This is a genomic window from Euzebyella marina, assembly GCF_014855515.1.
Taxonomy (GTDB): Bacteria; Bacteroidota; Bacteroidia; order Flavobacteriales; family Flavobacteriaceae; genus Euzebyella; species Euzebyella marina.
The window spans coordinates 1,962,102-1,988,211 of sequence record NZ_JACYFK010000001.1 but is presented as its reverse complement, the minus strand read 5'-3'; the positions used below and the strand labels follow the sequence as shown (position 1 = coordinate 1,988,211).

At 40.4% G+C, this 26,110-nt stretch carries 30 protein-coding genes; 13 read left to right on the top strand and 17 right to left on the bottom strand.

Going from position 1 to position 26,110, the window contains the following annotated elements:
• Window positions 1-85 precede the first annotated feature (85 nt).
• The 5 genes from IL356_RS08195 to IL356_RS08175 all read right to left on the bottom strand — a co-directional run bounded on the left by IL356_RS08195 (window position 86) and on the right by IL356_RS08175 (window position 5,593).
• Complete coding sequence (locus tag IL356_RS08195) at window positions 86-1,813, bottom strand: SulP family inorganic anion transporter (RefSeq protein ID WP_121849937.1); 1,728 nt, start codon at window positions 1,811-1,813, stop codon at window positions 86-88.
• 84 nt (window positions 1,814-1,897) lie between these two features.
• Window positions 1,898-2,530 carry a Crp/Fnr family transcriptional regulator gene (locus tag IL356_RS08190; RefSeq protein ID WP_121849938.1) on the bottom strand — a complete coding sequence of 211 codons (633 nt, stop codon included), beginning with the start codon at window positions 2,528-2,530 and terminating at the stop codon, window positions 1,898-1,900.
• Window positions 2,531-2,532: 2 nt separating this feature from the next.
• A complete protein-coding gene (locus tag IL356_RS08185; protein ID WP_121849939.1) occupies window positions 2,533-3,312 on the bottom strand; it encodes an aldose epimerase family protein in 780 nt (259 codons plus the stop codon).
• A gap of 13 nt (window positions 3,313-3,325) precedes the next feature.
• Window positions 3,326-4,303 (bottom strand): PLP-dependent cysteine synthase family protein, encoded by a 978-nt coding sequence (locus IL356_RS08180; protein WP_121849940.1) that lies wholly within the window; start codon window positions 4,301-4,303, stop codon window positions 3,326-3,328.
• Window positions 4,304-4,351: 48 nt separating this feature from the next.
• Window positions 4,352-5,593 carry an ABC transporter permease gene (locus IL356_RS08175; protein ID WP_121849941.1) on the bottom strand — a complete coding sequence of 414 codons (1,242 nt, stop codon included), beginning with the start codon at window positions 5,591-5,593 and terminating at the stop codon, window positions 4,352-4,354.
• 3 nt (window positions 5,594-5,596) lie between these two features.
• Between IL356_RS08175 and IL356_RS08170 the strand changes: the two genes are divergently transcribed.
• Window positions 5,597-6,865, top strand: a complete 1,269-nt coding sequence (locus IL356_RS08170; RefSeq protein ID WP_121850779.1) for an exo-beta-N-acetylmuramidase NamZ family protein — start codon at window positions 5,597-5,599, stop codon at window positions 6,863-6,865.
• Here the strand turns inward: IL356_RS08170 and IL356_RS08165 are convergent.
• Both IL356_RS08165 and IL356_RS08160 read right to left on the bottom strand, forming a co-directional pair.
• Entirely contained in the window at window positions 6,862-7,299 is a 438-nt protein-coding gene (locus IL356_RS08165; RefSeq protein WP_121849942.1) for a BLUF domain-containing protein, read from the bottom strand. The two genes, IL356_RS08170 and IL356_RS08165, sit on opposite strands and share 4 nt — an antisense overlap.
• Before the next feature lie 46 nt (window positions 7,300-7,345).
• The gene (locus IL356_RS08160) at window positions 7,346-8,197 is read right to left on the bottom strand and encodes a sterol desaturase family protein (protein ID WP_121849943.1); all 852 of its coding nucleotides are present in this window, start codon (window positions 8,195-8,197) and stop codon (window positions 7,346-7,348) included.
• Window positions 8,198-8,372: 175 nt separating this feature from the next.
• Between IL356_RS08160 and IL356_RS08155 the strand changes: the two genes are divergently transcribed.
• Window positions 8,373-8,699, top strand: a complete 327-nt coding sequence (locus tag IL356_RS08155) for a DMT family transporter (protein WP_121849944.1) — start codon at window positions 8,373-8,375, stop codon at window positions 8,697-8,699.
• Between the two features lie 12 nt (window positions 8,700-8,711).
• Here the strand turns inward: IL356_RS08155 and IL356_RS08150 are convergent, their stop codons facing one another.
• Window positions 8,712-9,203, bottom strand: coding sequence for a GyrI-like domain-containing protein (locus tag IL356_RS08150; protein WP_121849945.1), 492 nt, complete (start codon window positions 9,201-9,203; stop codon window positions 8,712-8,714).
• Between the two features lie 2 nt (window positions 9,204-9,205).
• A complete protein-coding gene (locus IL356_RS08145) occupies window positions 9,206-9,703 on the bottom strand; it encodes a YkgJ family cysteine cluster protein (RefSeq protein ID WP_121849946.1) in 498 nt (165 codons plus the stop codon).
• Between the two features lie 79 nt (window positions 9,704-9,782).
• On the opposite strand from IL356_RS08145, the gene IL356_RS08140 reads away from it, so the two are divergent.
• Window positions 9,783-10,487, top strand: coding sequence for a class I SAM-dependent methyltransferase (locus IL356_RS08140; protein ID WP_121849947.1), 705 nt, complete (start codon window positions 9,783-9,785; stop codon window positions 10,485-10,487).
• Between the two features lie 38 nt (window positions 10,488-10,525).
• Window positions 10,526-11,464, top strand: a complete 939-nt coding sequence (locus tag IL356_RS08135) for a hypothetical protein (protein WP_121850780.1) — start codon at window positions 10,526-10,528, stop codon at window positions 11,462-11,464.
• 6 nt (window positions 11,465-11,470) lie between these two features.
• Here the strand turns inward: IL356_RS08135 and IL356_RS08130 are convergent, their stop codons facing one another.
• On the bottom strand, window positions 11,471-12,103 hold the full coding sequence (locus tag IL356_RS08130) for a 7-carboxy-7-deazaguanine synthase QueE (RefSeq protein ID WP_121849948.1): 633 nt from the start codon (window positions 12,101-12,103) through the stop codon (window positions 11,471-11,473).
• 156 nt (window positions 12,104-12,259) lie between these two features.
• On the opposite strand from IL356_RS08130, the gene IL356_RS08125 reads away from it, so the two are divergent.
• Window positions 12,260-13,762 (top strand): helicase HerA-like domain-containing protein, encoded by a 1,503-nt coding sequence (locus tag IL356_RS08125; RefSeq protein WP_121849949.1) that lies wholly within the window; start codon window positions 12,260-12,262, stop codon window positions 13,760-13,762.
• 37 nt (window positions 13,763-13,799) lie between these two features.
• Entirely contained in the window at window positions 13,800-14,348 is a 549-nt protein-coding gene (locus tag IL356_RS08120) for a hypothetical protein (protein WP_121849950.1), read from the top strand.
• Between the two features lie 16 nt (window positions 14,349-14,364).
• Here IL356_RS08120 and IL356_RS08115 read toward each other — a convergent pair whose 3' ends face one another.
• Complete coding sequence (locus tag IL356_RS08115) at window positions 14,365-14,787, bottom strand: winged helix-turn-helix transcriptional regulator (RefSeq protein ID WP_121849951.1); 423 nt, start codon at window positions 14,785-14,787, stop codon at window positions 14,365-14,367.
• Window positions 14,788-14,888: 101 nt separating this feature from the next.
• Between IL356_RS08115 and IL356_RS08110 the strand changes: the two genes are divergently transcribed.
• The gene (locus IL356_RS08110) at window positions 14,889-15,752 is read left to right on the top strand and encodes an alpha/beta fold hydrolase (RefSeq protein WP_121849952.1); all 864 of its coding nucleotides are present in this window, start codon (window positions 14,889-14,891) and stop codon (window positions 15,750-15,752) included.
• Here the strand turns inward: IL356_RS08110 and IL356_RS08105 are convergent.
• Complete coding sequence (locus tag IL356_RS08105) at window positions 15,745-16,110, bottom strand: winged helix-turn-helix transcriptional regulator (RefSeq protein WP_121849953.1); 366 nt, start codon at window positions 16,108-16,110, stop codon at window positions 15,745-15,747. The genes IL356_RS08110 and IL356_RS08105 overlap by 8 nt on opposite strands.
• 116 nt (window positions 16,111-16,226) lie before the next feature.
• On the opposite strand from IL356_RS08105, the gene IL356_RS08100 reads away from it, so the two are divergent.
• The 5 genes from IL356_RS08100 (at window position 16,227) to IL356_RS08080 (ending at window position 19,903) form a co-directional block, all read left to right on the top strand.
• Entirely contained in the window at window positions 16,227-17,096 is an 870-nt protein-coding gene (locus IL356_RS08100; protein ID WP_121849954.1) for an SDR family oxidoreductase, read from the top strand.
• 54 nt (window positions 17,097-17,150) lie between these two features.
• Complete coding sequence (ygiD, locus tag IL356_RS08095) at window positions 17,151-17,987, top strand: 4,5-DOPA-extradiol-dioxygenase (RefSeq protein ID WP_121849955.1); 837 nt, start codon at window positions 17,151-17,153, stop codon at window positions 17,985-17,987.
• A 74-nt stretch (window positions 17,988-18,061) separates the two neighbouring features.
• Entirely contained in the window at window positions 18,062-18,583 is a 522-nt protein-coding gene (locus IL356_RS08090; RefSeq protein WP_121849956.1) for a GNAT family N-acetyltransferase, read from the top strand.
• A gap of 82 nt (window positions 18,584-18,665) precedes the next feature.
• On the top strand, window positions 18,666-19,457 hold the full coding sequence (locus IL356_RS08085; RefSeq protein WP_121849957.1) for a polysaccharide deacetylase family protein: 792 nt from the start codon (window positions 18,666-18,668) through the stop codon (window positions 19,455-19,457).
• Between the two features lie 20 nt (window positions 19,458-19,477).
• On the top strand, window positions 19,478-19,903 hold the full coding sequence (locus IL356_RS08080; RefSeq protein WP_121849958.1) for a VOC family protein: 426 nt from the start codon (window positions 19,478-19,480) through the stop codon (window positions 19,901-19,903).
• Window position 19,904: 1 nt separating this feature from the next.
• Here the strand turns inward: IL356_RS08080 and IL356_RS08075 are convergent, their stop codons facing one another.
• The 4 genes from IL356_RS08075 to IL356_RS08060 form a co-directional block, all read right to left on the bottom strand.
• Window positions 19,905-20,876 carry an aldo/keto reductase gene (locus IL356_RS08075; RefSeq protein ID WP_121849959.1) on the bottom strand — a complete coding sequence of 324 codons (972 nt, stop codon included), beginning with the start codon at window positions 20,874-20,876 and terminating at the stop codon, window positions 19,905-19,907.
• 220 nt (window positions 20,877-21,096) lie between these two features.
• Window positions 21,097-22,518 (bottom strand): Gfo/Idh/MocA family protein, encoded by a 1,422-nt coding sequence (locus IL356_RS08070; RefSeq protein ID WP_121849960.1) that lies wholly within the window; start codon window positions 22,516-22,518, stop codon window positions 21,097-21,099.
• Window positions 22,519-22,539: 21 nt separating this feature from the next.
• Complete coding sequence (locus IL356_RS08065; protein WP_121849961.1) at window positions 22,540-23,298, bottom strand: 3-keto-disaccharide hydrolase; 759 nt, start codon at window positions 23,296-23,298, stop codon at window positions 22,540-22,542.
• Window positions 23,299-23,582: 284 nt separating this feature from the next.
• Complete coding sequence (locus IL356_RS08060) at window positions 23,583-24,887, bottom strand: MFS transporter (protein WP_121849962.1); 1,305 nt, start codon at window positions 24,885-24,887, stop codon at window positions 23,583-23,585.
• A gap of 111 nt (window positions 24,888-24,998) precedes the next feature.
• Here IL356_RS08060 and IL356_RS08055 point away from each other — a divergent pair, with 111 nt between their 5' ends.
• Window positions 24,999-25,166, top strand: coding sequence for a hypothetical protein (locus IL356_RS08055; protein WP_162987936.1), 168 nt, complete (start codon window positions 24,999-25,001; stop codon window positions 25,164-25,166).
• A 30-nt stretch (window positions 25,167-25,196) separates the two neighbouring features.
• Here IL356_RS08055 and folD read toward each other — a convergent pair whose 3' ends face one another.
• The gene (gene folD, locus IL356_RS08050) at window positions 25,197-26,081 is read right to left on the bottom strand and encodes a bifunctional methylenetetrahydrofolate dehydrogenase/methenyltetrahydrofolate cyclohydrolase FolD (protein WP_121849963.1); all 885 of its coding nucleotides are present in this window, start codon (window positions 26,079-26,081) and stop codon (window positions 25,197-25,199) included.
• Between the last annotated feature and the right edge of the window lie 29 nt (window positions 26,082-26,110).

The following is a 26,110-nucleotide window of genomic DNA, read 5'->3' as shown; positions in this document are numbered from 1 at the left end:
TATGATTTTTTATCGTCGAGAATAACGTTTAGTACTATCTTTCTACAAAAGTAAACCAACACTTTGTACTAGATTGTAACTTAGGTTACCGTTGCCGAAGGCTTTGGTAAGCGATTTTGGCGCTAATTTTTGATGGAGAGACCGCCTTGTCAAAGTAATCGACCGCCTCTTTGGTCTGAACAAACAAGCACTCTTTTGAAAGTTCATCTATGATACCACTACTAAAAATTATATCTCTAGCAGGCCCTATAGCACCTGCTATATAAAATTTCAGGTCGCGCTCGTGTAAATCTTGAATGACCCGAATCAACATTTGAGCGGCACTGGAGTCAATGTAGTTAATAGCTTCGGCATTAAGAATGATTCCGTTTAAATCTGGGCCCTTGGCATCAATGCATTTGTACAACTGTTGCTTAAAGAAATTTTTATTCCCGAAGTATAATTGGGAGTCAAATCGTACAATCAATAAATCATTGCGCACCTCAATATCTTCACCAAAACGGTCAATGTTCTTGTAATAATCAGAACCCTCAATCTTACCCAGTACGGCAAAATGGGGCTTTGAGCTTTTATAAACCATTAGAAGCAACGAAATCATGACACCGAACAAAATACCCTGCGTAATTCCGATAAATAAGGTGGTCAAAAATGTCAATAATAAGATTACCAGTTCATCTTTGCGATAGGCCCACAAGCTTCGTGGGTAACCAATATCGATTAAACCTACTACCGATACCATAATGATACTTGCCAAAATTGCATTAGGAAGGTAATAGAATAGCGGAGTAAAAAACAGCAGCACTACAACCACCATGAAAGTACAAATGATTAAAGAAACGGTGGTCTTAGCACCTGAAGAACCGTTGATTGCCGAACGGGAAAAACTACCCGTAACAGGATACGACTGAAAAAGGGAACCAAAAAAATTGGAGGCCCCGATTGCAATCAACTCTTGGTTTGCATTTACGGTTTCTTCACCGTTCATTTCTTCTAAGGATTTACCTATGGAAATAGCCTCTAAATAGCCGATAAGGGCCAATGTTAAGGCAATTGGGGCGAGTTCTAAAAGATTGGCGCCAGTTATTACGGGCACATGAAAACTAGGCAACCCGGTGGGAATAGAACCTACTATTTTCACCCCGTAGGATTGTAAGCCGAAAAGATATACCACAAGAATACCCAATACCACCACTATCAATACACCTGGTATTTTCCGGTTCCATCGTTTAAAAAGAACTATAAGAACTATCCCCAATAATCCAATAGTAAAATCGACCCAATTGATTTCCGGAACCTTTATAGCAGCATTATAGAGCACCTCGTGAAAACGATTGCTGCGCTCGACCGCCGTACCCAATAAATGTTTCAGCTGGCTTATAATTATAATCAAGGCAGCAGCAGAAGTAAAACCGCTGATGACAGGTTTTGATAAGAAATTGACCAAAAAACCCATGCGTAACAAGCCCAAAATAATCTGTATGCCACCGACCATCATGGCCAAGAGAAGGGCCATAGCAACATAGTTTTCGCCTCCTGTAGTTGCAAAAGGTGCAAGTGCAGCAGCCACCAAAAGCGAATCCATAGCCACAGGCCCCACAGCCATTTGTCTTGAAGTACCCAACAGCGCATAAATTACTACAGGCACCAAAGAAGCATATAGCCCATAAACTGGAGGTAGACCGGCAATCATCGCATAAGCCATACCCTGAGGGATCAGCACAATGCCCAAGGTTAGACCGGCTACAGCATCTTTGCCCAGCCAGCGCTTGTTGTAACTTGGCAACCACTGTAAAAAAGGAAAGACGCTTCGCATATCGCAAAGTTAATCGTTAAACAAATGACTGAACGACCCAATCGGATCAAAAGAATCGCTTGATTAATTGCAGTAACCTATAATTTATAACTCAACAACTCTTATTTGATTGCGGTACATTTCGATTTTGCCCTCTTTTTCAAGTTTTTTCAGAAGCCTGGAAATAACCACCCGAGAAGTATTGAGGTCGTATGCGATGTCTTGATGTGTCGTATGAATGCTATCGTTGTGGTTCACCTTGGCCTTGTCTTGCAAATGCTTGAGCAACCTTTCGTCCATACGTAAAAAAGCCAATGTGTCGACCGTTTCCAGAAGTTCCATCATACGGGTATGGTAACTATCTAGAATAAACTTTCGCCATGTCTGGTATTTGGCCATCCAAATTTCCATCTGCTGCACGGGAATCATCAATAGCTCGGTATCGCTTTCGGCAATCGCACGTATTTCACTTTTATGCTGGCCCATACAGCAAGACAAGGTCATTGCGCAAGTGTCGCCCTGCTCTAAAAAATACAGCAAAAGCTCGTCACCGTTTTCATCTTCACGAATTATTTTGATAGCACCCTCTAGAAGCAAAGGCATATGTGTTATCGTTTGACCAATATCCATAATAATCGTTCCCTGCGAAATCGATTTTAGAAGACCTAGTTTATCAATCTCTTTAAAAAGTTCTTCCTCAAAAAGATACCCGTAGAATTTTTTCAGCTTATCGTTCATAATCAATCAATCGGAGTAATCAGAACTTTGAATAACTCATCTTTATCTTTCAAAAATTGAAAGCCTTCGTGCAAGTTTTTTTGTTCGACCGCATAGGGGTAAAAAGTAATCGGCTCGATACAGAGCATGTTTTCAACTTCCGTCCATAACATAAAATTGTCAAAGCCTTCGGTTTCAATTCGTACAGCCTTTTGATCACTTAAGACGATCTCAGTACAATTTGGCACTTGCAAGGCCCTACTCCCTACCGAAATGATATCGTTCAAGGTAATGGTTTTGCCATTAGCCTCCACAGTAGCATCCTTCGTATAGATTTTGAATGCCGGATGATAGCCCAACATAAAAGGCGTGTCGCGTTCTCCTGCTATGGTAAAAGTAATTTCTAAACCTTCGGGCAACAGCCTATATTTTTTTACGAAATTGAAACTATAGGTATAAAACAGATATTGTCTGGTTGATTTTTCGGGAAATTTGCTGTTCACTACCGGTGTTCGCTCTTTATATGTCTTGTGAAACTCGGCATGGGTATCTGAACTGTCTACAAGTTCATATTTGAGTTCTCGAAGCAAACCGTGTTGATCCTGTACTGCCAAATCTCTAGGAGTCTGCACCATAAAACCTGCATCAGCAGTAGGACCTATAATAGGAAACATCTCGGTGTCTGAATTCCTCCACCCGGGACTCCCCTTTTGGTGAATAATTTCATACCCATCTAGTTCATAACCTACCAACTCTCCAGCATCGATACGAACTGTTTGGTTATCCAATTTAAGTTTTACCATAGCATCAATTCATTTATTTAAAACCTTGTTCCTTCATCCAATCTTCGTTGAACATCTTACCAACATAACGACTACCGTGGTCGTGAAACAAAACCACTACTATGTCTTCTTTGTTGAAATGATTCTCTAACTGCAACACCCCTTTAATAGCAGCACCTGCCGAATTGCCCAAGAACATAGCCTCTTCTTGAGCCAGCTTTTGGGTATAGACAGCGGCATCTTGATCGGTGACCTTGGTAAAGCCATCAATCAAACTAAAATCTACATTTTTAGGAAGTATATCTTCGCCAATACCCTCAGTAACGTAGGGGTAAATCTCGTTTTCATCAAAAATACCTGTTTCGTGATACTTCTTAAAGACCGAACCATAGGTATCAACACCCCAAATCTTAATATTAGGGTTCTTCTCCTTTAAAAATTTACCAACACCTGATATGGTGCCTCCGGTACCTACGCCCACCACAAAATGCGTAATCTTGCCATCGGTTTGTTCCCAAATTTCAGGACCGGTGCTCAGGTAATGCGCCTTTGAGTTCGACGGATTGTCATATTGATTAACGTACCAGGCATCATCGATTTCGGCGGCCAACCTTCTCGCAGTCGAATAATAACTCTCAGGGTCATCGGGAGAGACATTACTGGGACATACATGTACTTCGCTACCCATAGCTCTTAGAATATCTACCTTCTCTTTTGACTGCTTGTCACTTATAACACATATAAGTCGATAACCTTTGACGGTTGCTGCCAGTGCCAGACCCATGCCCGTATTACCAGAAGTGGCTTCTATAATGGTTCCGCCCGGTTGAAGAAGACCTTCGTTTTCGGCATCTTCTATCATTTGCAGAGCCATACGGTCTTTCACCGAATTTCCGGGATTGAAAGTTTCGTATTTGGCCAAGACAAGACAGGGCAAATTGGCCGTTAACTTATTAAGTTTAACTAACGGGGTATTGCCAATAGTACCGAGAATGTCATCTTTATAGTCCATAGCTATATATTATAAAAATAGCCGTTTCAATCACCCTTCTTTTTTAATCTACTCAAATTGAATTGCCTTTACAGGTGTAATCTTGGTTATAATATAAGAGGGCACTAAAAGCATCAGCATACACAGTAGAAGCACCGCTACATTTAACAGAACCACAGTCGGTACATCAATATATACAGGAATATAGTCAATATAATATTCCTCAGGATTAGGGAACTTCAGCACTCTAAATTCACTTTGCAGATAAATGGCTCCGAGACCTATAAGATTACCCCAGAACAAACCTATACCGATAAGATAAGAAGCGTTGTACAAGAATACTTTTCGTATACTCCAATTAGCAGATCCCAAAGCTTTCAAAATTCCGATCATCGGAGTACGCTCTAAAATGAGCACTAACAGCGCCGTAATCATATTAAAGCCGCTCACGATGATAACAATCCCGATTATCAAAAAAATGTTGAAATCGAATAACCCTATCCACTCGAAAATTTTATAGTATTTATCGACGATGGTCTGTGTATCTAAAGTTGATAGCGTTTTACCATAAATCTCATTACTTTTCTCTTGTAAATCATCAAAGCTGTTCAAAAAAACCTCAAAATTGCCAATCTGATCTTCACCCCATTTGTTCATTCTCTGAACATGCCTGATATCGGTAAAAAGATATACCCCATCAAACTCTTCAAAACCGCTGTCATACAAACCGGTAATGGTGAACTTTCGTTGGTTGGGCAGTTTCGAGGGGTCGTCGTCCTTAAGAAAAAAAGCATAAAAACTGTCGCCCGTACCTAATTTCAAACGGTTGGCCATTAAGCTTGACATGAGTACCTGTGAATTAAGTTCTCCACTATAATCCGGCAAATTTCCATCTACCAAATATTCCTCGAAAGCCCCCCAATTGTAATCTTTGCCCACGCCTTTGGCCAAAATACCCTCAAAGGTATCTTCGGTTCTGATAATACCGCCCTTACTGGCCACCGCCTGTATATGATCTATGCCCTCAACATTATCGAACCGTGGGTAAAAGTCTTGATTTATAGACAGTGGCACCACCGAAACATCAGAGGCATTATTATCGTAATTAGAAATTTGTATGTGTCCGTTGAAGGCAGCAACTTTTTCACGTATTTTGTACTTCAAACCAACCCCCGAAGCAATGGCAACCAGCATCATGACCAAACCTAATGCTATAGCCGCAATAGCTATTTTTATTATAGGGGCGGAAATACTAATTTTATGCGCCTCGCCTTTGATAAGCCTCTTGGCCAAAAAATATTCAAAATTCAATTTATGGCATTTTTATCCTCCTTCAAAAGTACATTTTTCATTTGGTTTTTAGTCTTTAGCTCTTGCGCAAACCATGAGAAAACAAAGGATGATGTAGCCCAAACAAAGGTACAGGCCAAAGATTCGGTCGTTCAAAAACCGGTAAAGGTCGCTAGTAACCGAACGGAATTATATGTGAACGATTTAATCGGAAAAAATGTCGGTGTCGTTGCCAATCAAACCAGTGTAATTTTTAAAGCGGCTACAAGTGACAAAGAAGCCATATCGGATAGTGTTGCCTACACCCATTTGGTTGATTCACTTCTTGCTCTGAACATTAAAATAAAAAGCGTATTCGCCCCAGAACATGGTTTTAGGGGAGCCGCCGATGCTGGGGAGAAAGTAAACGATGGCACCGACCCGAAAACGGGGTTGCCTTTAATTTCGCTCTACGGAAAAAACAGGAAGCCAACTACAGAACAGCTTAAAAATTTAGACGTAGTTCTATTCGATATTCAAGATGTGGGCGTTCGCTTTTATACTTATATAGCGACCTTGCAGTTAGTGATGGAAGCCTGTGCCGAAAACGGAAAACCCATAATAGTTCTTGATAGGCCCAACCCCAATGGGCACTATGTTGATGGGCCTACAATGGAAAAAGAGAATACCAGTTTCTTAGGAATGACCCCAATACCATTAGTTTATGGAATGACGATTGGGGAATATGCAACCATGATCAATGAAGAAGGCTGGCTTGCCGGTTCTAAAAAAGCTAACCTTAAAGTCATACCATTGGAAAACTGGACACATGAAACCGAGTATTCATTGCCTATTAGACCTTCACCCAACTTGCCCAATGATAAATCTATCAATCTGTACCCGTGCCTTGGCTTGTTTGAAGGCACCAACATTAATGCCGGTAGGGGAACAGAGTTTCAGTTTCAACGCTATGGGGCCTCGTTTCTTGACAGCACCCAGTACAACTTCAGCTATGTGCCTATGCCCAACTTCGGTTCAAAGCATCCAAAAGAAGAAGGCAAAAAATGCTTTGGTAAAGACTTATCTCAAATACCCAGAAAAACCGAAGTCTCGCTACAATGGATAATCGATTCTTATATGAATGCCAATGATAAAAGCCTGGTATTTAATACTAGTGGGTTTACCAAACATGCGGGAACCGCACTACTTCAAAAGCAAATTGAAAAAGGACTCACCGAGGAAGAAATAAAAGCAACTTGGCAGCCGCAATTGGAAGAATTCAAAAAAATAAGGGCCAAGTATCTAATTTATTAGGCCAACTTAAGGTTCAACATAACCTTACGGACATTGAGCCAGAACATATTGACCGTAGTCGACAGTCGATCAGAGAATTCGGCCAACATCAATAAGTTACGTTCAAAATTTTCTATATCAGACTTGCTGAGCCCCTCTAAAGAGGTATCAAAGTAAGCCATGTTCCAATTAGAAAAGCTTCGTTTTTTATCGTACTCTTCACTGACCAACCTCACATTGGCATGTCTTGGATCTTTCTCTATCGACTTGAACAATTTGTGAACCTCTTCCTTCTCTCCTTCCAGAATCTGTACAAATGCCCCGTTATGATATACAAGGCAACCTGTAATATTCAATATTTTATTGTGGTCTCTAGCACTCGCAAGAATAGCATCTACCCCTAGTTTCTCAAAAGGCACACAGGCATCCGATTCATAGGTCAACTTATAGATCATTAAGTATTCAAAATTTATTCCCCCTTGACCAACCGGTCATTACAGGTTAATTATTAGTTGTTGACACCTTCTCATAAGAAGTGGGTTTTCGATATTTATGAAAAGGCTGTTTCAATAAGCCTGCAATACTAGCATTTTCTAACTCATCAGGAAAGGTATCGACCCCGTAAACAATAGATTCTCGATCAAATTTTCTATAAGTACCGAAAAGACGGTCCCATATAGAAAAAATGTTTCCGTAATTCGAATCGGTATATGGCAGTTTGTAATGATGATGTACCTTATGCATATCGGGCGACACGATGATATAGCTCAATGCCTCATCTATTTTTTTAGGTAGCTTAATATTGGCATGCCCAAATTGAGAGGCTATCAATGATAGCGACTGATAAAGCATAACCACCCCGATGGGAGTGCCGACCAAAAACACCCCCACCAATGTAAATGTAAATCGAACCATACTTTCTAAAGGATGATGCCTGTTTGCAGTGGTAGTATCTACATTATGATCGGTATGGTGTACCAGGTGTACCATCCAAAGGGGTTTTACCTTGTGCTCGACCAAATGGGCAAGGTAGGCCCCGATTAAATCTAAAAGCATGACACCTAAAACTACGTACAGCCATAAGGGCATTTCGGGCAACCAATTGATAATTCCAAATTCTGATGCGACCGTCCAATCAGCTGTTTTGAGCAACAAAAACGCCAATAGAAAATTTACTACGACCGTAGTAATCGTGAAGAAGAAATTCGGAAGGGCATGACGCCATTTTCGATAAGAAAATTTCACAAGCGGAACCGCACCCTCAAGCAACCAAAAAAGGGTGATTCCACCAACCAGAATTAATGATCGGTGCGCTGAAGGTATCGTTTCAAAATATGTGATAATCGATTCCATCGGTTTGTAGGTGGCCCTGCTGAGCCTAGATGACGGTTTTCATAAACAACTAAATATACAAAACCTAAAGAAAACCTCTACCGTGCAACCTCCCATAATCGGCAAATATCACTTGAACAAAAGCAAAAGGCCGTAACTTTGTATCAATTAATCGCACCTATTTTTAAGTAATACAATGAACTGGTTCTTATTGATAATCGCAGGTCTATTTGAAGTGGCTTTCGCAGCTTGTTTAGGAAAAGCGAAGCATGCATCGGAAAACGAAAGTATTTACTGGTATGTTGGTTTTTTGGTCTGCCTATCTATAAGCATGGTGTTGCTGGTAAAAGCCACTCAAGAATTGCCCATTGGTACCGCCTATGCCGTTTGGACCGGAATCGGTGCCGTTGGCACCGTGCTTATTGGCATATTTGTTTTCAAAGAACCGGCCACCTTTTGGCGAATATTCTTTCTCACCACTCTGATATCTTCCATAATAGGGCTCAAAGTAGTATCGCACTAAAATTTCAGTCAACTACTCTATTTTTTTCGGTTTAATAGGAATCCATATTTCCTCCTCCGAATCAGGATGATTATTCTTGTATTTACTACCCAATAGCTCGAAATGCGGTCTATCATCCAAGATGTAGTCTGATTTTGGAAGCCACTCCCCAAAAATGAATTGAAAAGATTTGGGAAAATCTGAAGGCAATCCCTTATGAAGAAAAACGGCATAATGCCCTTCAGGAAGAACCATAGTTTCAAAGTCAGTCTCATTTGAACCGAATTCGCTCACTTCCACGGCCGCCCATTTGACGAAATCAGTAGTTGGTTTAAATGCTTTCGGATCGAACACCTTATCATAGATTTGGAGTGAATAAAAATTTGAATCAATCTTATTTTCAACCAAATCGCGCTGCGGCATGAAACTGCTCCAAAGTTGATAGGTTCTATTTTTGGCCAAGCTCATTTCCATAGAAATACCGACTAATTTCTTTTCGGGTAAAAATTCGACTCTTGCTTGCATGGCTATCTTAAGTTGATTTTTGCTTTCATAGCCTCAACTATATTAAAAGCAGCTGGGCAAATCGCTACATTCTTAAGAGTCAAGTTAGATATCTGTTGAAATTTTTTCCGGTCGGTATGCGGAAATTCTCTACAGGCTTTTGGTCTCACATCATAGATAGAACAGTAATTATCAGCTCCTAAAAATGGGCATGGCAGCGATTGCAAAACATAGTCGTTCTCTTCATCAATTCTAAGGTAATCATCTATAAAAGCCTGAGGTTTTTGTCTGAAGAATTTTGAGATACGCTCTATATCGGCCTTGGTAAATAAAGGCCCTGTCGTTTTACAGCAATTGGCACATTCTAAACAATCGGTACGCTCAAACTCTTCATGATGAAGCTCTTGCATGAGGTAGTCAAGGTTTTTCGGGGGCCTCTTTTTCAGCTTACCAAAAAACTTCTTGTTTTCCGCATGCTTCTCCTTTGCCATTTGCGGCAGTTGCTCCAAGATTTTATCCATCTACCTAAAAATTGACCCAAAACTAAAGAAGAATTATCTAAATAGTCCATTTTTGCAAAACAAACCCTAGGCTTTATCGATGAACGATATATTTGGTCGAGCACTTTTAGATTATCAGAATAACGACTATACCGAAGATATAGTAACAAAATCGTCTTTAGACGAAGAAGATATATTACCGCTGCCCTATCTGTTTCGCATTTTTGACGAAATGCCACCAATAGAGCAAAAGGCGCTTCAATTATGTAAAGGAAAAGTTCTTGACATTGGCGCCGGCGCTGGTAGCCATAGTCTCTATTTACAAAATAAAGGTTTTGATGTAACCGCCTTAGATAGTTCAAAGGGTTCTACCGATGTATGCAAGTTAAGGGGGATTAAAAAAGCGGTTCATGGTTCGTTGCTTAATTATGCCGACTCCTCTTTTGATACCCTCTTGATGTTGATGAACGGAATCGGTCTGGTGGGCGAAATAGGAAGTTTGACCGATTACTTCTCCCATTTGAAGAGTTTACTAAAACCGAAAGGACAAATTTTATTAGATTCAAGTGATATCATCTATATGTTCGAAGAAGATGAAGATGGTGGCATCTGGGTTCCTGACCAAAATTATTATGGCGAAGTTGAGTTCACCATGCTCTACAAAGGCAAAAGTGGGCTACCTTTCAAGTGGCTATATCTTGATTTTCAGACTTTAACAAATGCTGCCGAAGCTTCAGGGCTCAACTGCGAACTGGTGCTCGAGGGAGAACACTACGATTATTTGGCACGGTTATGGCGGAAGTAGGACATATTTATTTTTTGAAGTATTTTAAAGGTAATATCATGAAGAAATTTTCTTTTGTACTATCGGTTGTAGCACTGCTATATGGTCTTAACAGTTGTAGCGACGACAGTCTTGATGTTACCGATAATAACGAAGAGCCGAAAGCGGTTGATAAGACCGCCAATCTACAGGGCACGGGCGATTCGGCCAACGACCTACTTTCTAACGATCGTTTTAACAAACTAAAAATCGAGATTGCTTATGTAGAGGGCTTTCAGCCTACGCAGGAAGCGATAGATGGATTTGTAGATTATTTAAAAAAACGAACCTTTAAGGAGGATATCGAACTTGTTTATCAACAATTATCGTCACCAGATGAAGATAGTCTTACCCTAGAAGAAATCACGGATCTTGAAAGTAAGAACCGAACGGTTTACAATGAAGGCTCAACATTGGGCATTTATATCTATTTCTCCGATTCGCCTGCCGAGGGCGACGACCTTGATGAAGGTTTGGTAACCTTGGGTGCCGTATACAGAAATACCTCTATGATCATTCACGAGGTAACCGTTCGCAAACTTGCCAAACAAAGTTTTTTCATTTCAGATCCCGATGTAGAGCTAACTACTTTGAACCATGAATTCGGTCATTTGTTCGGTCTGGTTAATCTGGGTACCGATATGGTGAATGACCATGAAGATGATTTGGTCGATGAAAATGGTGAACCAGAGGTCGATAGTAATGGAAATACAAAAGGCAATAACCATTGCGCTATTGAAGGTTGCCTCATGCGCGCTGAACTACAGTTCGGCGGCCCTTCAAACAAAGGTCAATCATTGTTCGCGAAGAACCCTAATAGCTTAAAAGTACCGTGTCGCTTAAACGGGTTGAGTGTGTTGAAAATGCTGGAAAGCCGAACGGCAAGAGGCTTGGCCGAACCTCCTAGTTTGGATGCTCAGTGCCTTTTAGACCTCGCCGGAAATGGGGGTAGACAATAATAGTCTTTAAGGTATATTCAAATACTTATGTGTCTGTAGAGAAACCTTCCATTTCGGGTTCTTCATCACATAGTCCACTATTAAAGGAACCACCTTGTCTCTAACGCTCCATTCAGGTTGCAGGTATAAGATGCATTCTCCATTAACCTTTGCCGCTTGTTCTTCTGCAAAAATCAAATCGTGTTTGTTATAAACGATGACCTTTAACTCATGGGCCACATCATAAATACGCTCTTCTGGCAGCTTGTTTTTCTTGGGTGAAAGGCAGATCCAATCCCAAATTCCGGTGAGGGGGTAGGCCCCTGATGTTTCGATGTGGGTTGTAAGGTTATTGGCTTTTAGAGCGTTTGTTAACGGCTCCATGTTCCAAGTAAGAGGTTCTCCCCCAGTTACCACAATGGTATTCGAGTACTTTGCAGCGTTTTCAACAATGCTTTCAATAGCGGTCGGTGGGTGTGTTCCGGCATTCCAGCTCTCTTTCACATCGCACCAATGGCAGCCGACATCGCAGCCCCCTACCCTTATAAAATACGCAGCAGTTCCTTTATGAAAACCTTCCCCCTGAATGGTATAAAATTCTTCCATCAGTGGCAATAAAGTGCCTTTGTCAACCTCCCTTAAAACATCTTCTTGTAGCATCGGGCAAAGATAGTGCTTGTTATCAGCAAAACCCAAAAAATAGAAATAGCAATTATTCTGGGCACCTTGAAGTTAGCATAACGATGAGGCAAAATATAGGCGGTGGTGAATCGAAACAGCCAAAATTCTTTTATTTTTACCTCAAAAACAGACCATATGGGCAAGAAAGAAGAGTTTTTTGAGCATATAACCACCGGTTATGCACCTAAAGGTGACCACATTATCATGGGGGCCGCTATGTTAGATGGCGAAGCAATAACCAATGCCCATGTCAAAGTTCCTTTAAAAACTATGAACCGCCATGGCCTTATCGCAGGAGCCACGGGAACTGGTAAGACCAAAACACTTCAGGTAATTGCCGAAAACCTTTCCGATAAGGGGGTTCCGGTTTTGTTGATGGATTTAAAAGGTGATTTAAGTGGTATTGCGCAACCTAGCCCTGGACATGCCAAAATAGATGAAAGGCATGAGAAAATCGGTCTGCCTTTTGAAGCAAACGCATTTCCGGTAGAAATACTTTCGTTGTCGGAGCAAGACGGGGTAAAACTTAGGGCCACCGTTTCTGAATTCGGCCCTGTTCTTCTTTCTAGAATACTTGACCTAACCGTTACCCAAGAAGGTATCGTTGCCGTGGTTTTCAAATATTGTGATGACCATAAACTGCCCTTGCTCGATTTAAAAGACTTTAAAAAAGTCTTGCAATACGCAACCGGGGAAGGAAAAGCCGAATTCACAAAAAATTACGGCAGAATTTCAACCAGTTCTACCGGTACCATTTTGCGTAAAATAATCGAGCTCGAACAACAAGGGGCAGAACTATTCTTTGGAGAAAAATCTTTTGAGGTAGATGATTTGACCCGAATTGATGAAAATGGCCGTGGCTATATCAATATTATCCGCCTTACGGATATTCAAGACCGACCTAAATTATTCTCGACTTTCATGCTCAGCCTTTTAGCGGAAATCTACGGTACATTTCCTGAACAAGGCGATAGTGAACGGCCAGAACTTATCATGTTCATTGATGAAGCCCACCTCATTTTCAATGAGGCCTCAAAAGCACTGCTAGAGCAAATTGAAAGCATTGTGAAACTTATTCGTTCTAAAGGTATAGGCCTATACTTTGTTACACAAAACCCGACCGATGTGCCTGATGCCGTTCTTTCACAATTAGGACTAAAGGTTCAGCACGCACTCAGGGCCTTTACCGCTAAAGATAGAAAGGCCATCAAATTAACCGCCGAGAACTACCCTGATTCAGAATACTATGACACTAAAGATGTATTGACCGCTTTAGGAATTGGCGAAGCACTTGTTTCGGCTTTAGACGAAAAAGGAAGACCAACCCCACTGGCAGCTACCTTATTACGTGCGCCAATGAGCCGTATGGATGTTCTTACCGAGCAAGAACTTAAGACGCTGATTTCAAAGTCCGACTTGGTGCGTAAGTATGGTGAGACGATAGACCGTGAAAGCGCCTATGAAATACTGAACAAAAAAATAGAAAAAGCGGAAGCTGAAGCTGAAAAAGAAAAGATTGCCCCAAGATCAACTAGCAGAAGACGAACTAGTACCAGGCAAAACCCAGTTATAAAAGTATTGACAAGCGCCACTTTTATTAGAGGAGTACTGGGAGTGCTAAAAAAAGTAATTAGATAGACCGCTAGAATTCTCAAATCGACCACAAACTGAATACATGAAAAATATATTAGCCCTTGCATTTCTTGCCTTATCCATTATAGGTTGTAGCGACGAAAAAGACACTACATTTTTGATTACCAAAGATTCTGTAGGCAAACTTGATAGAATTAGTTTGGCCAGGGATATCGAGATTATATACGAAAACGATTCGATTGTGAAAGATTCGACCGTAATCAACACCTCGAACAATAGTAAAAAAATCAAAATTTTTGAAAAAGGTGGCAAGCAACTTCTAACCTTGACACCAAGTTCTGACAGTATACCTACCATCGAAAACATTCGTATTGAAGACGGTCGCTACTTGACCGATAAGGGCATAGGCCTTACAAGTACTTTCAAAGACATTAAAGATAACTACACGATAAGAAAAGTAATTACTTCAATGAACAATGTGGTTATTTTACTGAAAGACAGTGATGTTTATTTTACCATAAGTAAAGAGGAATTGCCTTCGAGCCTAAGGTATGCCTCAAGTGTGAATATTGAAGCCGTACAAATACCTGATGATGCAAAAATCAAGTATATGATGGTTGCTTGGGAATAGTCGGTTTTGAGAACCGCTATTTTTTGAAATTTTCCCGATTGTTGATGACGTAATTTTTATGATTTTCTGCCCATTCGGTCAATTCAATCAACTTTTGAAGATATGAATGTCCGAAATCGGTCAGGTTATATTCTACCCGAATAGGTACTTCGGGATATACCGTTCGTTGAACGTAACCGTCACCTTCTAGTTGCTTTAGCCGTTCGCTCAATACCTTATTGCTCACGCCAAAAACCTTCTTTTTGAGCTCGTTAAAGCGTAGAACAGGAAAATATCCTAAATGTAATATGATCAAAGTGCTCCACTTATCGGAAACGAAGGCCATAACATCTCTTATGGGGCAATGGGGCATATTCGTATAATCAATACCGCCGAACATTTTTTTCAACTTTCTTGCTGCGTTAACCCTCTGTTTTTCAGTAACAGTTTCTATTTGCATACTTAGTTATATTTTTGCCACCTCTTTCATAAAGCTTAAAGAAGTCATACTTTAGTATTCCCAATACACTAAGTTACTTTATGTAACCTAATTAACAAAGAATGAAAAATCTTTTCAAAAAACTGATATTGAATTCATACGGAAGGTATTTCAATACTTTAGTTCTTTTCTCGAAGAGAAAGTCGGCAATTACCACCTTTCAAGTTTTCAGTAAAGTGAGAAAAGGCCGAGTTTTACCTAGTCAAAAAAAATATTTGGATGCCGTAAAAGATACCACCTTACGCATCGAAGACCACGACATTCAAACCTATAAATGGAACGGTACAAAAGACCGTATTCTGTTGGTTCATGGATGGGAAAGCAACACGTTTCGTTGGCGAAATCTAGTCGAAAAACTTACAGCCGAAAATTATGAGGTGATAGCTTTTGACGCTCCGGGGCATGGCTATTCATCGGGCTCCAATCTTCATCTTCCCCTATATACCGAGTGCATTCAAAAAATAATAGAGACCTATTCGCCAAAGCATATCATAGCCCATTCTTTCGGTGGAATGGCCATTCTCTTTAACGATTACCTGTACCAAAATGACGGTATCGAAAAGATGGTAACTATCGGTTCTCCTTCTGAATTTAGAGAACTACTCGACCATTACCAAAAGCTCATCGGCTTTAATAATAGGGTATTGAAAGCTTTTGAGAATTATGTATATGAGCGTTTTCAGAAGAACGTCGACGATTTTTCATCCTCAAAATTTGTTCTCTCCAACCAAAAGGAGGGGTTGTTATTACATGACCAACTTGATGTTCTAGCCCCCTTTCATGCTTCCGAAAAGGTGCATGCCGATTGGAAAAACAGTAAATTCATTAAAACGAAAGGTTTTGGCCACTCAATGCATCAACCTGAACTGAACGATCAGATTATTGCTTTTTTAAAAAGCGAGCCCATCAAAACCGACTTTACGTAATGCTATCCACTACATTTTTTCGATGTTCCAAACCCCATTCTACCATAGCATCCATAACCGAATAAATTCGCTTACCTGATTCTGTCAATCGATATTCTATCTTAACAGGGGTCGAATCATATACTTTACGAACTACTACCCCATTCAACTCAAGTTCTTTAAGTTCTTTAGAGAGCATTCTTGGTGTAATCTTCTCAATATTTTCCTGTAGGTCCTTAAACCTGTTCTTTCCATAGAGTAATGAGGCTATAATGGGCATTTTCCATTTACCACTTATTACATTTAACGTGTCGTTTACCGCAAGTACATACTGTATTGGGCATTTCTTCACTTCCAGAAAATCTTTTAAATCACTCATATCGAACCAATATTGAATTTACTATACAAAAGTATACTACTATTACATAATAAGCAACTATACAAAGTATATCAAAAGTGGTAATTTTGCTTTGTATTAATTAAAAAAAGAATAAAATGATATTAATAACTGGTGCTACCGGACCTTTTGGATCTCACGTTATAACTTCACTTTTACAGCTGGGTACTGATGTAACAGAAATTTCGGCATTAGTCAGAGACAAGAAAAAAGCTTCTCATGTGCTTCCTCCCGAAATAGAATTAAAGCAAAGTAACTACGACGATATTGATAGTCTCAAAAATGCCTTTAGAGGTGTTGACAAACTTATGTTCGTATCCGGCAACGAGATTGGCAAGAGAGATAGCCAGCATAAAAATGTAGTAGATGCTGCCAAAGATTCCGGTGTTAAACACATTATCTATACCTCTTTTATTAGAAAAGAAATTTCTCAACCTTCCGGTATCGCCTTTTTACAGGACACTCATATCAAAACCGAAAACTGGATCAAAGAAAGTGGTTTGACCTATACCATATTACAGAATGCACTCTATCTAGATTCGGTACCAATGTTCTTGGGTGAGAATGTTTTACAAGAAGGCATAATTTACCAGCCCGCAGCAGAGGGCAAAATGACTCCGGTACTTCGTTCTGAATTGGCAGAGGCTGCCGCTCGCATTCTCTCTACAGAAGGGCACGAGAATAAAGTGTATCCTTTAAGCAATGGCGATAGTGTTTCATATGATGATATTGCACAGATACTTTCTGAGAAATCAGGTAAGCAGATCGTTTACAGGTCTCCCAGCGTAAGCGAATTTAAAGAGGCCTTACAAAAGAAGAACGTTCCTGCCGAATACATCGATTTATTCGTTGGCTTTAGCACAGCACAATACCAAGGAGAGCTTGAACTACCTGATAACACTCTTGAATCTATATTAGGTAGAAAACCCAGTTCTGTAAAGAAATCATTAGATGCCATCTATGCCTGATTTTAAAAAGATATTTTTATAATCGCTTGCACTTACTTTTAGAAATAAACTATTATGGCAACATTGAACCACCTTGAGCAACTTTCTAAGTCTTTCGATAACAGCAGTAGAATGCCAGTTCTTTTTCTTGGGCACGGCTCTCCTATGAATGCCATCGAAGACAATGAATTTGTTCGTGAGTTTAAAGCCTTGGGAGAACGCCTCGATCAGCCCAATGCTATCGTAGTAGTTTCTGCTCATTGGGAAACTACCGGAACCTTGGTGACCGCCATGAACCAACCTAGAACGATTCACGACTTTGGTGGTTTCCCTCAAGCGCTATACGAAGTACAATACCCTGCACCTGGCCATCCTGAACTGGCCAATGATATTGCAAAAATGGTCGAACCAGAAAATACCATAGCGCTTGATGAACGTTGGGGCCTTGATCACGGATCGTGGACGGTTGTAAGGCATCTCTTTCCGAAAGCCAACGTTCCCGTAATTCAATTAAGTTTAGACCGAACCAAACCTGCAAATTACCATTATGAACTGGCTCAACAATTAAAAAAATTAAGGGACAAAGGTGTACTTGTAATAGGTAGTGGTAATATTATTCACAATCTAAGGCGAGTAGCCTGGGATAAGCTCAATGAAAATTATGCTTACGACTGGGCATTAAAAGCTAGTCAAGACATTAATAATTGGATATTGGAAGGCAACCACGAAAACCTCATCAATTTTAGAAAACATGGTGCCGAGTTCGATTTGTCCATTCCTACCCCTGAACATTATTTACCTTTATTATACACTATGGCACTTCAAGATTCGAAAGATGATGTCTCTCTCTTTAACGATCAACCTTTAGGTGGCTCTTTGACCATGACCTCGGTCCAAATCTCTGCCAACTGAAAAAGAGTGTAAAATATGCTGCCCAAATAGATGAATGATTTAACTTATCATCGAAAATTTATTATGGACATCGAATGACTAAAATTGTTAGGGCCTCTACACAACATATTGACGAACTTCTAACTCTGGCGCCTAAATCTTTCATTGACTCACACGGCCATAGTGCCTCGGCGAGCGACATTGACTACTACATTGAGCGTAACTTTAACGAGACAATTTTTAGAAATGAGCTTCTTGATAAACAAATTGCCTATTTTCTTATTTATAACGATGAGCAGTTGGCCGGTTACTCAAAACTGACCTTAAACGCAACCAATTCATGTGTTACTACACAATCAGTAACTAAATTGGACAGGCTATACCTGCTAAAAGCTTTTTATGGTAGAGACTTAGGCAAAGAACTGATGCTTTTCAATTTGAATTTCTCTAAACAGAACCATCAACAGGGTATGTGGCTGTTCGTATGGAAAGAGAACCCAAGGGCCATCGCCTTTTATCAAAAAAATGGTTTTAAAATTGTGGGTGAAGGAGACTTTAAGATTTCTGAATCACATTCTAACCCAAACCACATCATGTATCTTGATTATCAGGTTTAACCTGCACCTGCAGGATGGTTGATAACGACATAATACTTACCTTCTACTCCAATTCATATTCGAACGATTTTTAGTATTAGGCATGTCGAAATCAGCTTTATTATCAACTCTACTTTTTTTGATTAGTCTTTGTTGTTACTCCCAAATAATCAAAAAACCACTGCCTGAAAAAACGGTAGTTTTGACCTTTGACGACGCCCCTGCCAGTCAATATTCAGAAGTAGCACCTCTTCTAAAAAAATTTAAGTTTGGTTCTACTTTTTATGTTTGCGAGTTTCCTCCCAATTATGCAGATAGCACCCTTTACATGACATGGTCTCAAATCAAGCAATTGGATGATATGGGTTTCGAAATCGGAAATCACACGCATACGCATGCAAATGTCGCAAAAACCGACCCGAAACAATTTGATCAAGAGTTGGGTTACATTGAGAGAAAATGCGATAGTCTAGGTATACCTCTCCCAGATAATTTTGCTTACCCCGGATATGGATTAAACCAGAAAGCCTTACACCTATTATCCGACAGAAAATACAAAATGGCCCGCGCCGGAGGAAGTAGAGCATACAACCCTACTATAGACCACCCTTACTTGATACCGAGTTGGGCACCTGATTCTGAAAACGAAACTGAAATTTGGAAAGCTATCAAGTCGGCCGAAAAAGGTAAAATAATCGTTTTAACCTTTCATGGTGTTCCTGATATCGAGCATCCGTGGGTTTCCGTACCCGTCAACTTGTTTGAAAAATACCTCGACTATCTTTCAGAAAATGATTATACCGTTCTGTCCATGAGAGACTTGAAAGAGTATATCGACTTTGATAATGCCCTGAAAACTATTGAACCCGACCTTACTCGAAACTTAAGAAATTAAACTTATAAAAGTGGATTAAAATGAACCAAGTAAGCCCCTTTCACATTGCCATTCCAGTACACAATCTGGCTGAGTGCCGACAATTCTACAACGAAGTTCTAAATTGTGAAGAAGGCCGCAGTAGCGAGCACTGGGTAGACTTTAACCTGTTCGGTCATCAGCTTGTAATTCATTACAAACCTAAAGACAAATCTGATTCTTTGCATCACAACCCTGTCGACGGGCATCAGGTACCTGTACCCCATTATGGGGTAGTTTTGCCATGGGATGTTTTTCAGGAATTTGCCCAAAGGCTAAAAGAAAAAAAGGTTCAATTTGTCATTGAACCTTATATTCGTTTTGAGGGTCAAGTGGGCGAGCAAGCTACCATGTTCTTTTTAGACCCAGCGGGTAATGCACTTGAGTTCAAATCATTTAAAGACATGGGGCAGCTTTTCGCCAAATAATTTACTGTGACCAAGATGTTGGTGTTCTATCCCAACGATGTTGCTTCAATTCCTCAAGAAGTTCTTTAGAAAGACCTTTTCCATCACTAGTAGCCGTATTCGCAAGAACATTTCGCTGTTTGCGCATACCCGGTATGGTCGTACTCACATTCTTGTTCTCTAAAATAAATCGAAGAGCCATCTCGGCCATATTCATACCCTCAGGTATCAAAGGCCGAAGTGCATCGGCATGATCTACACTGCTATTTAGGTTTTCGGGAACAAAATAAGTACCTCTCCAATCTCCTTCAGGAAATACCGTGTCTTTCGTTAGATTACCCGTTAAAGTTCCCTCATCAAAGGGCACCCTGGCAATCACGGCAATATCCATTTCTTCGCAAAGAGGAAACAATCGGTCTTCGGGGTTCTGATCAAAGATGTTATAAATGACCTGCACGGCATCAATCAATCCGGTTTTAATGGCCTCTATCCCGTTTTCAGGCTCCCATCGATTAACGCTGATACCCATAGCGCCGATTTTCCCCTGTTTTTTTAAGTCTTCAATCGCCCTTTGCCATTCTTCTCGTTTCGACCAACCGTCGTCCCACGTGTGAAACTGCATCAGGTCGATGCGTTCCATACCCAAATTGGTCAGTGTTTTATCGGTATATTCGATGATATGGTTGACAGGATACGACTCTTCGTAAGTATACTCAGGTTTAGCTGGCCACTGAAAATTTTTCGGTGGAATTTTACTAGCTGTATAAAGCTTCTCTTTCGGATGCCTTCTAACTAATTCCCCTAAAAGTTCTTCACTATGTCCTTCACCATACCCCCATGCGGTATCAAAAAAGTTTACCCCGTTTTCTACGGCCAAATCCAAAGACTTTGATGATTGTATATCATCAGACTCCTTCCATCCGGCCATACCCCACATTCCGTATCCAATTTCACTTACCTGCCAATCTGTTCTACCGAACCTTCTATATTTCATTGAGTTAATCGTATTAAGAACCTACCGGTTCTAAGTGTTAAGTTGTTTATAAAAAGACAAAACCCGTAACGGTTTTGTTCTGAGTGTAATTTACGACTTTTGAATTTCAATTACTCCGACTCGAAATCGGATTATTAGAACTTTCAAAAATCGTGAACCAATTGGTTCCCTTACAAAAAACTCGTTACGGGTTCTAGTTGACTTATTTATTGATTTCTATTTAGAAATCTCTGTAATCGGCATCAAGATATTGGTTAGCCTCCTCTTCGGCAAATTTGGCAGCCTCGGCATCCCAATGCAATGTCTGATTAGGGAATCTTCCGGCAATGACACCAAGAAGAATAGTCTCGGTTAACCTAGAGGCATATGAAAACGGGGCCGTAGTTTCGCCGTTACCCAAACAGGCATCAACAAACTGGTGGTAATGTTTTGGCCCTTCAGACTCATAATTTCTGATAGGATCACCCAAATTATGTTCTTTTGAAACCTTCTCAATTTCAGAAGAGATGTCAACATATTTACCTTTTACTATTTTCTTCGGAAGCTGCATAAAGTGAGGCAACAACAAACGACCTTTTTTACCTATGAACATCGCTCCTTGATCCGGAAGTTGACCTTCACCGGCAACACCTGCATCAAGCGATATCTTATCTTCCATACTTTCGCCTTCTTTTTTGTCGCTCGATTTGGCTTTTGCCCCAGGCAAGATCAAATCTTCATGCTCAGGTGGCATTCCTGGTCCGTCGTACCAAACCCATTTTAATGTTTTTGTGGTAAAATCGGTACCCGGAAATTCATAGGTTACCGTATTGTTCTCGGGATACCCAAAACCATTAGGCTCACGACATTCGTTCTTGATTGTCAAAGGAACGTCAAGATTCAAGGCATTGTAAGGGGTATCGAAAATATGAACACCCATATCACCAAGAGTACCACAACCGTAATCTAAAAGTTTACGCCAGTTACCTGGGTGGTAATACCCTTCTTTATAAGGGCGCTCTTTTGCCGTACCCAACCAAAGATTCCAGTCTAACTGCGCCGGAACGGGGTCTTCACCTTGTGGTGCTGAACCATTGTAGCCCCAAGATTTTGGTGACCAAGCCCTTACCGTATGTACTTTTCCGATGATACCTGACTGTATCAAAAGGGTTGCCAATTTATAATCGTAGAAAGAGTGTACCTGAATACCCATTTGGGTTACAAGGTTCTTTTCTTTCGCCATTTTGTTCATTCGTCGAGACTCTTCAACATAGTGCGTTAAAGGTTTTTGACAGTATACTGGCTTATTCATTTCCATAGCCATCATCGAGGCCGGGGCATGTGTATGGTCAGGTGTAGAAACGATAACGGCATCGATTTCATCTCCCATTTCTTTTAACATTGACCTATAGTCAAAGAAAACACGGGCACCGGGGTGCAATTTATGTGCTTTGGCAAGATTGATAGAGTCGACATCGCAGAGGGCCACTACATCTACCGATTTGTGAGAGGCTATGGCCTTTAGGTCTTCACCCCCCATGTTTCCTACACCTATATGTGCAGTTCTTAATCTTTTACCTTGTGAAAAGGCCCAGGCACCGTTCGGCAATAAAGCCATGGTCGATACGGCGGCGGCGCTTTTTAAAAATTCCCTTTTGTTCATTCTAGAGCAGTTTGTTTGGATTTATAATCTCTTGATCTTGATATTTTTTAGCCATAGCGGACTGTCATGGTCTTGAAACCCGATATAGCCAGTCTTAAAAGTACCGTATTTTGGCGAATCTTTCCATTTTCCTTCACTTTTACGCTTCTCCCAATCTTCGCTCCATGGCACAAAAGACAACAGTTTTTTACCATTTAACCAATGTTCAACCTTTTCTGGAGTAAAAATCACCCTTGAGGTATTCCACTCGCCAGCAGGTTTGGTTATCTTTTGGGAGACATCAGGAACGTACATGGCATAATCAGCACCTGTCTTTTGCCATTCTTCAAGTTTGGCATTATTTATTTCTTCCCATTTAAGGTCATCTAACATTTGGTATTCAGGTGATGTTTCGGGCATACCCCAATCACCTTCTTTAATATGGTATAACATGCCACTGTTACCGCCTTCCGGTATTTTCCATTCCCAAGCAAGTTCGAAATTATCAAATTCCTCTGCGGCATAAATAATATCGTTGCCCCCTTTTTTGTTGGCCTCTGTTCTCTTCTCGGTATCGAAAGTGAGCACATCATCTTCAATAACCCATTGAGGAGGCAGTGCTTCGCCATTATACGAACGCCAACCTTCGGTGGTCGACCCATCAAAAAGATAAATCCATTCGTTTTCTTCAGAGGCAGCCGTTTCTTGGGTCGCTTCAGGTTTTGTTTCTTCCTTTTTGGTTTCTGATTTACATGCCATCAACATAACGGCAATGGATAAAAGAGCATAGGTTCTTTTCATACGTACTAGTTATTTTGGTTTATTGGTAACAATACAAGTTTCTTATGAGGCTTTCTTTGGTAATTTTCACAAGTTTATACAGTGGGATAGTTAAGTCGTTCATTTAAGGATGGTGAGCAACCTACTTCGCTTCTATATTCTTGTAACCCTTAAGAATCATGTAAGGGTGTAAGATAGACAGGAAATATATCGTACTCCACACATATTTTTGCCCATATCTATACAATTTTGTCTTCCTGTCTTAGAGAATGGTGCAAACCCCATTAAATTCTAAATATAGCGCATTATTGCGGATTGTTGGCCCTAAGTGAAGCTATAGCCAGAAACGCCAAATATACGATACCCAACCACCCCATAAGACGATAAGAACGAAAGGTGGAAAAACAAAGGCTAAAAATGGAGGGAGCCAAAGCACTACCCAGAATAAGAAAAGACATGACCTTACCCGTGATGGCGCCCAAATGGTTTCTACCAAAAAAACGCGGCCATACAATGGCATTGAGCACTGCAAAGAAGCCTCCTAAAATTCCAAAGCCACCAATTAGTAGAGGCACCCCAAATGTGGTGGATAAAAGCAAAAATCCAACGGATGCCATAAGCCCTCCTAAAATCATAAGATACAGATAGAGCTTGAGATGTAAATAATCACTCAGAAAATTAAATATGGTTGAAATGGTTACGGCAACAACTGAGGCAGGCAAAAAAATGGATATAGCATCTTCTTTTGGAAAACCTTCGCTCGCAAATACCGATACAACATGAAAAGTCAACCCTGTAATAAAGAAACTATTAAATGCCAACATTAAGGCGTACATCCAAAAAGCCCTGGTAGCCTGTGCTTCTTTGAGGGTAAACTGTTTGGCTGCCACGACCTGCTTTTCTTCATTTTCATCTTTTGTTATAATTCCATCAGGATGCAAACCGTGTTCTTCAGGTTTGTTCTTATAAAACTGTAGAACAATCAGTGAGAAAATCAAGAGGCCTACGGCCAAAAACTGCCAAGCCATTTGCCAACTAAAATTTTCAATCAGCGCATTTACCCAAAGAGGAGAAGAAGAAAAACCAAATGAAATGGCAACACTACTGATGGCATTTACTTTTCCTCGATTCTTATCGAACCAAATCATGATTACGTTTCTCGAGGCCATCGTCAAAACACCTTGACCGGAAAAACGAAGAACAAAAAAGAGAACGGTCATCAACAAAAACGGAATCAACCATGTATCAATATCGGCCACCTCTTTCACAAATTGGCTCATCTGTACCGAAAACGAACAGAGCACTAGAGCCACAGAAAGAGTAAGGGCAGCAAAGAATGCCACATACCTTGCGCCATATAGATCAAACCATTTTCCGGCACGCCCAATCACCAAAGAACTGCATATGGTACCTATCATATATGCATTGCTAAACTGATTTCTGGAAAGTCCCAGAGCGTCTTTTACCGGATCAGTAAAAACGGAAACACCAATAGTCTGCCCCGGAATGCTACAATAGATCCCCAAAGTGCCTACTAGCAAAATGATATAGCCATAAAAAATAGGGCTTTTAGCAGGGTCAATTACTGATAAACGATTGGTGACGGCCATTGATGTTGTTGTAATTAAAGCTGAGCTCTTTTCAAGTACCTCATTAACGCTACGTAGATACTGAAAAGCAAAGTATTTCGTTGTTTTAAAAGAAATTCTAAACCACTTATCATGAAACGGTTATACTTGTTTGTTTTTGTTCTCATTACTATGACATCAACATTTAGTTGCAGCACTGACGACAGTAATGATATCGACCTTATTAAACCTGGTGACACCGTTATAACTGGAGCGGCCATTAAAATGGAAAAAACACTCAAAAGGCTCGACCATCAATAAAAAAAGGGGCCTTTAGCCCCCTTTTCTTTATTACTTTTTACTTCTATGCCGTGCTCTTGCCAATAATGTATTTTTCAATAGCATGGCGATGGTCATCGGACCAACACCCCCAGGAACCGGTGTTATGAAAGAAGCCTTGGGTGATACGGCCTCAAAATCAACATCTCCGGTAATGTAATACCCCTTTGGCTTTGAATCATCGGGTACCCTTGTGATGCCCACGTCGATTATAACGGTTCCTTCTTTGACCATATCGGCCTTTAAAAACTTAGGAACACCTAGAGCCGATACAATGATATCGGCCTGTAAGGTCAATTCTTTGATGTCTTTCGTTCTACTATGTGTTAACGTAACGGTGCAATTGGCCGCTTCGCCTTTTTGGCTCATTAGTATGCTGATCGGTCTACCTACGATATGACTTCTACCGATAACAACCACATGTTTGCCCTCAGTATCGACTTTGTAACGCTTCAGAATTTCCATAATTCCGAAAGGAGTGGCCGGAATAAAGGCTTCCATATCCAAAGCCATTTTACCAAAGTTTACAGGGTGAAAACCATCAACATCCTTATCCGGGTCAACCGCCATTAAAACTTTCTGCTCATCGATATGTTTCGGCAACGGCAATTGAACTATGTAACCATCTATTTCTGGGTTTTCATTAAGTTCTTCAACCTTTGACAGAAGACTTTCTTCAGATGTGTCTTCCGGCAAATGAATCAATGTAGATTCAAAACCGATTTTCTCACATGACCTCACCTTACTACCAACGTAAGTCAAGCTTGCACCATCGTTACCCACCAAAACGGCGGCTAAATGGGGCACCTTCTCACCTCTTTCCTTCATTTGAGATACCTCAACGGCAATCTCTTCCTTTATGTCGTTTGATACTTTTTTTCCGTCTAATATTTTCATACTGTGATTGACAGGTAAATAAATTTGTT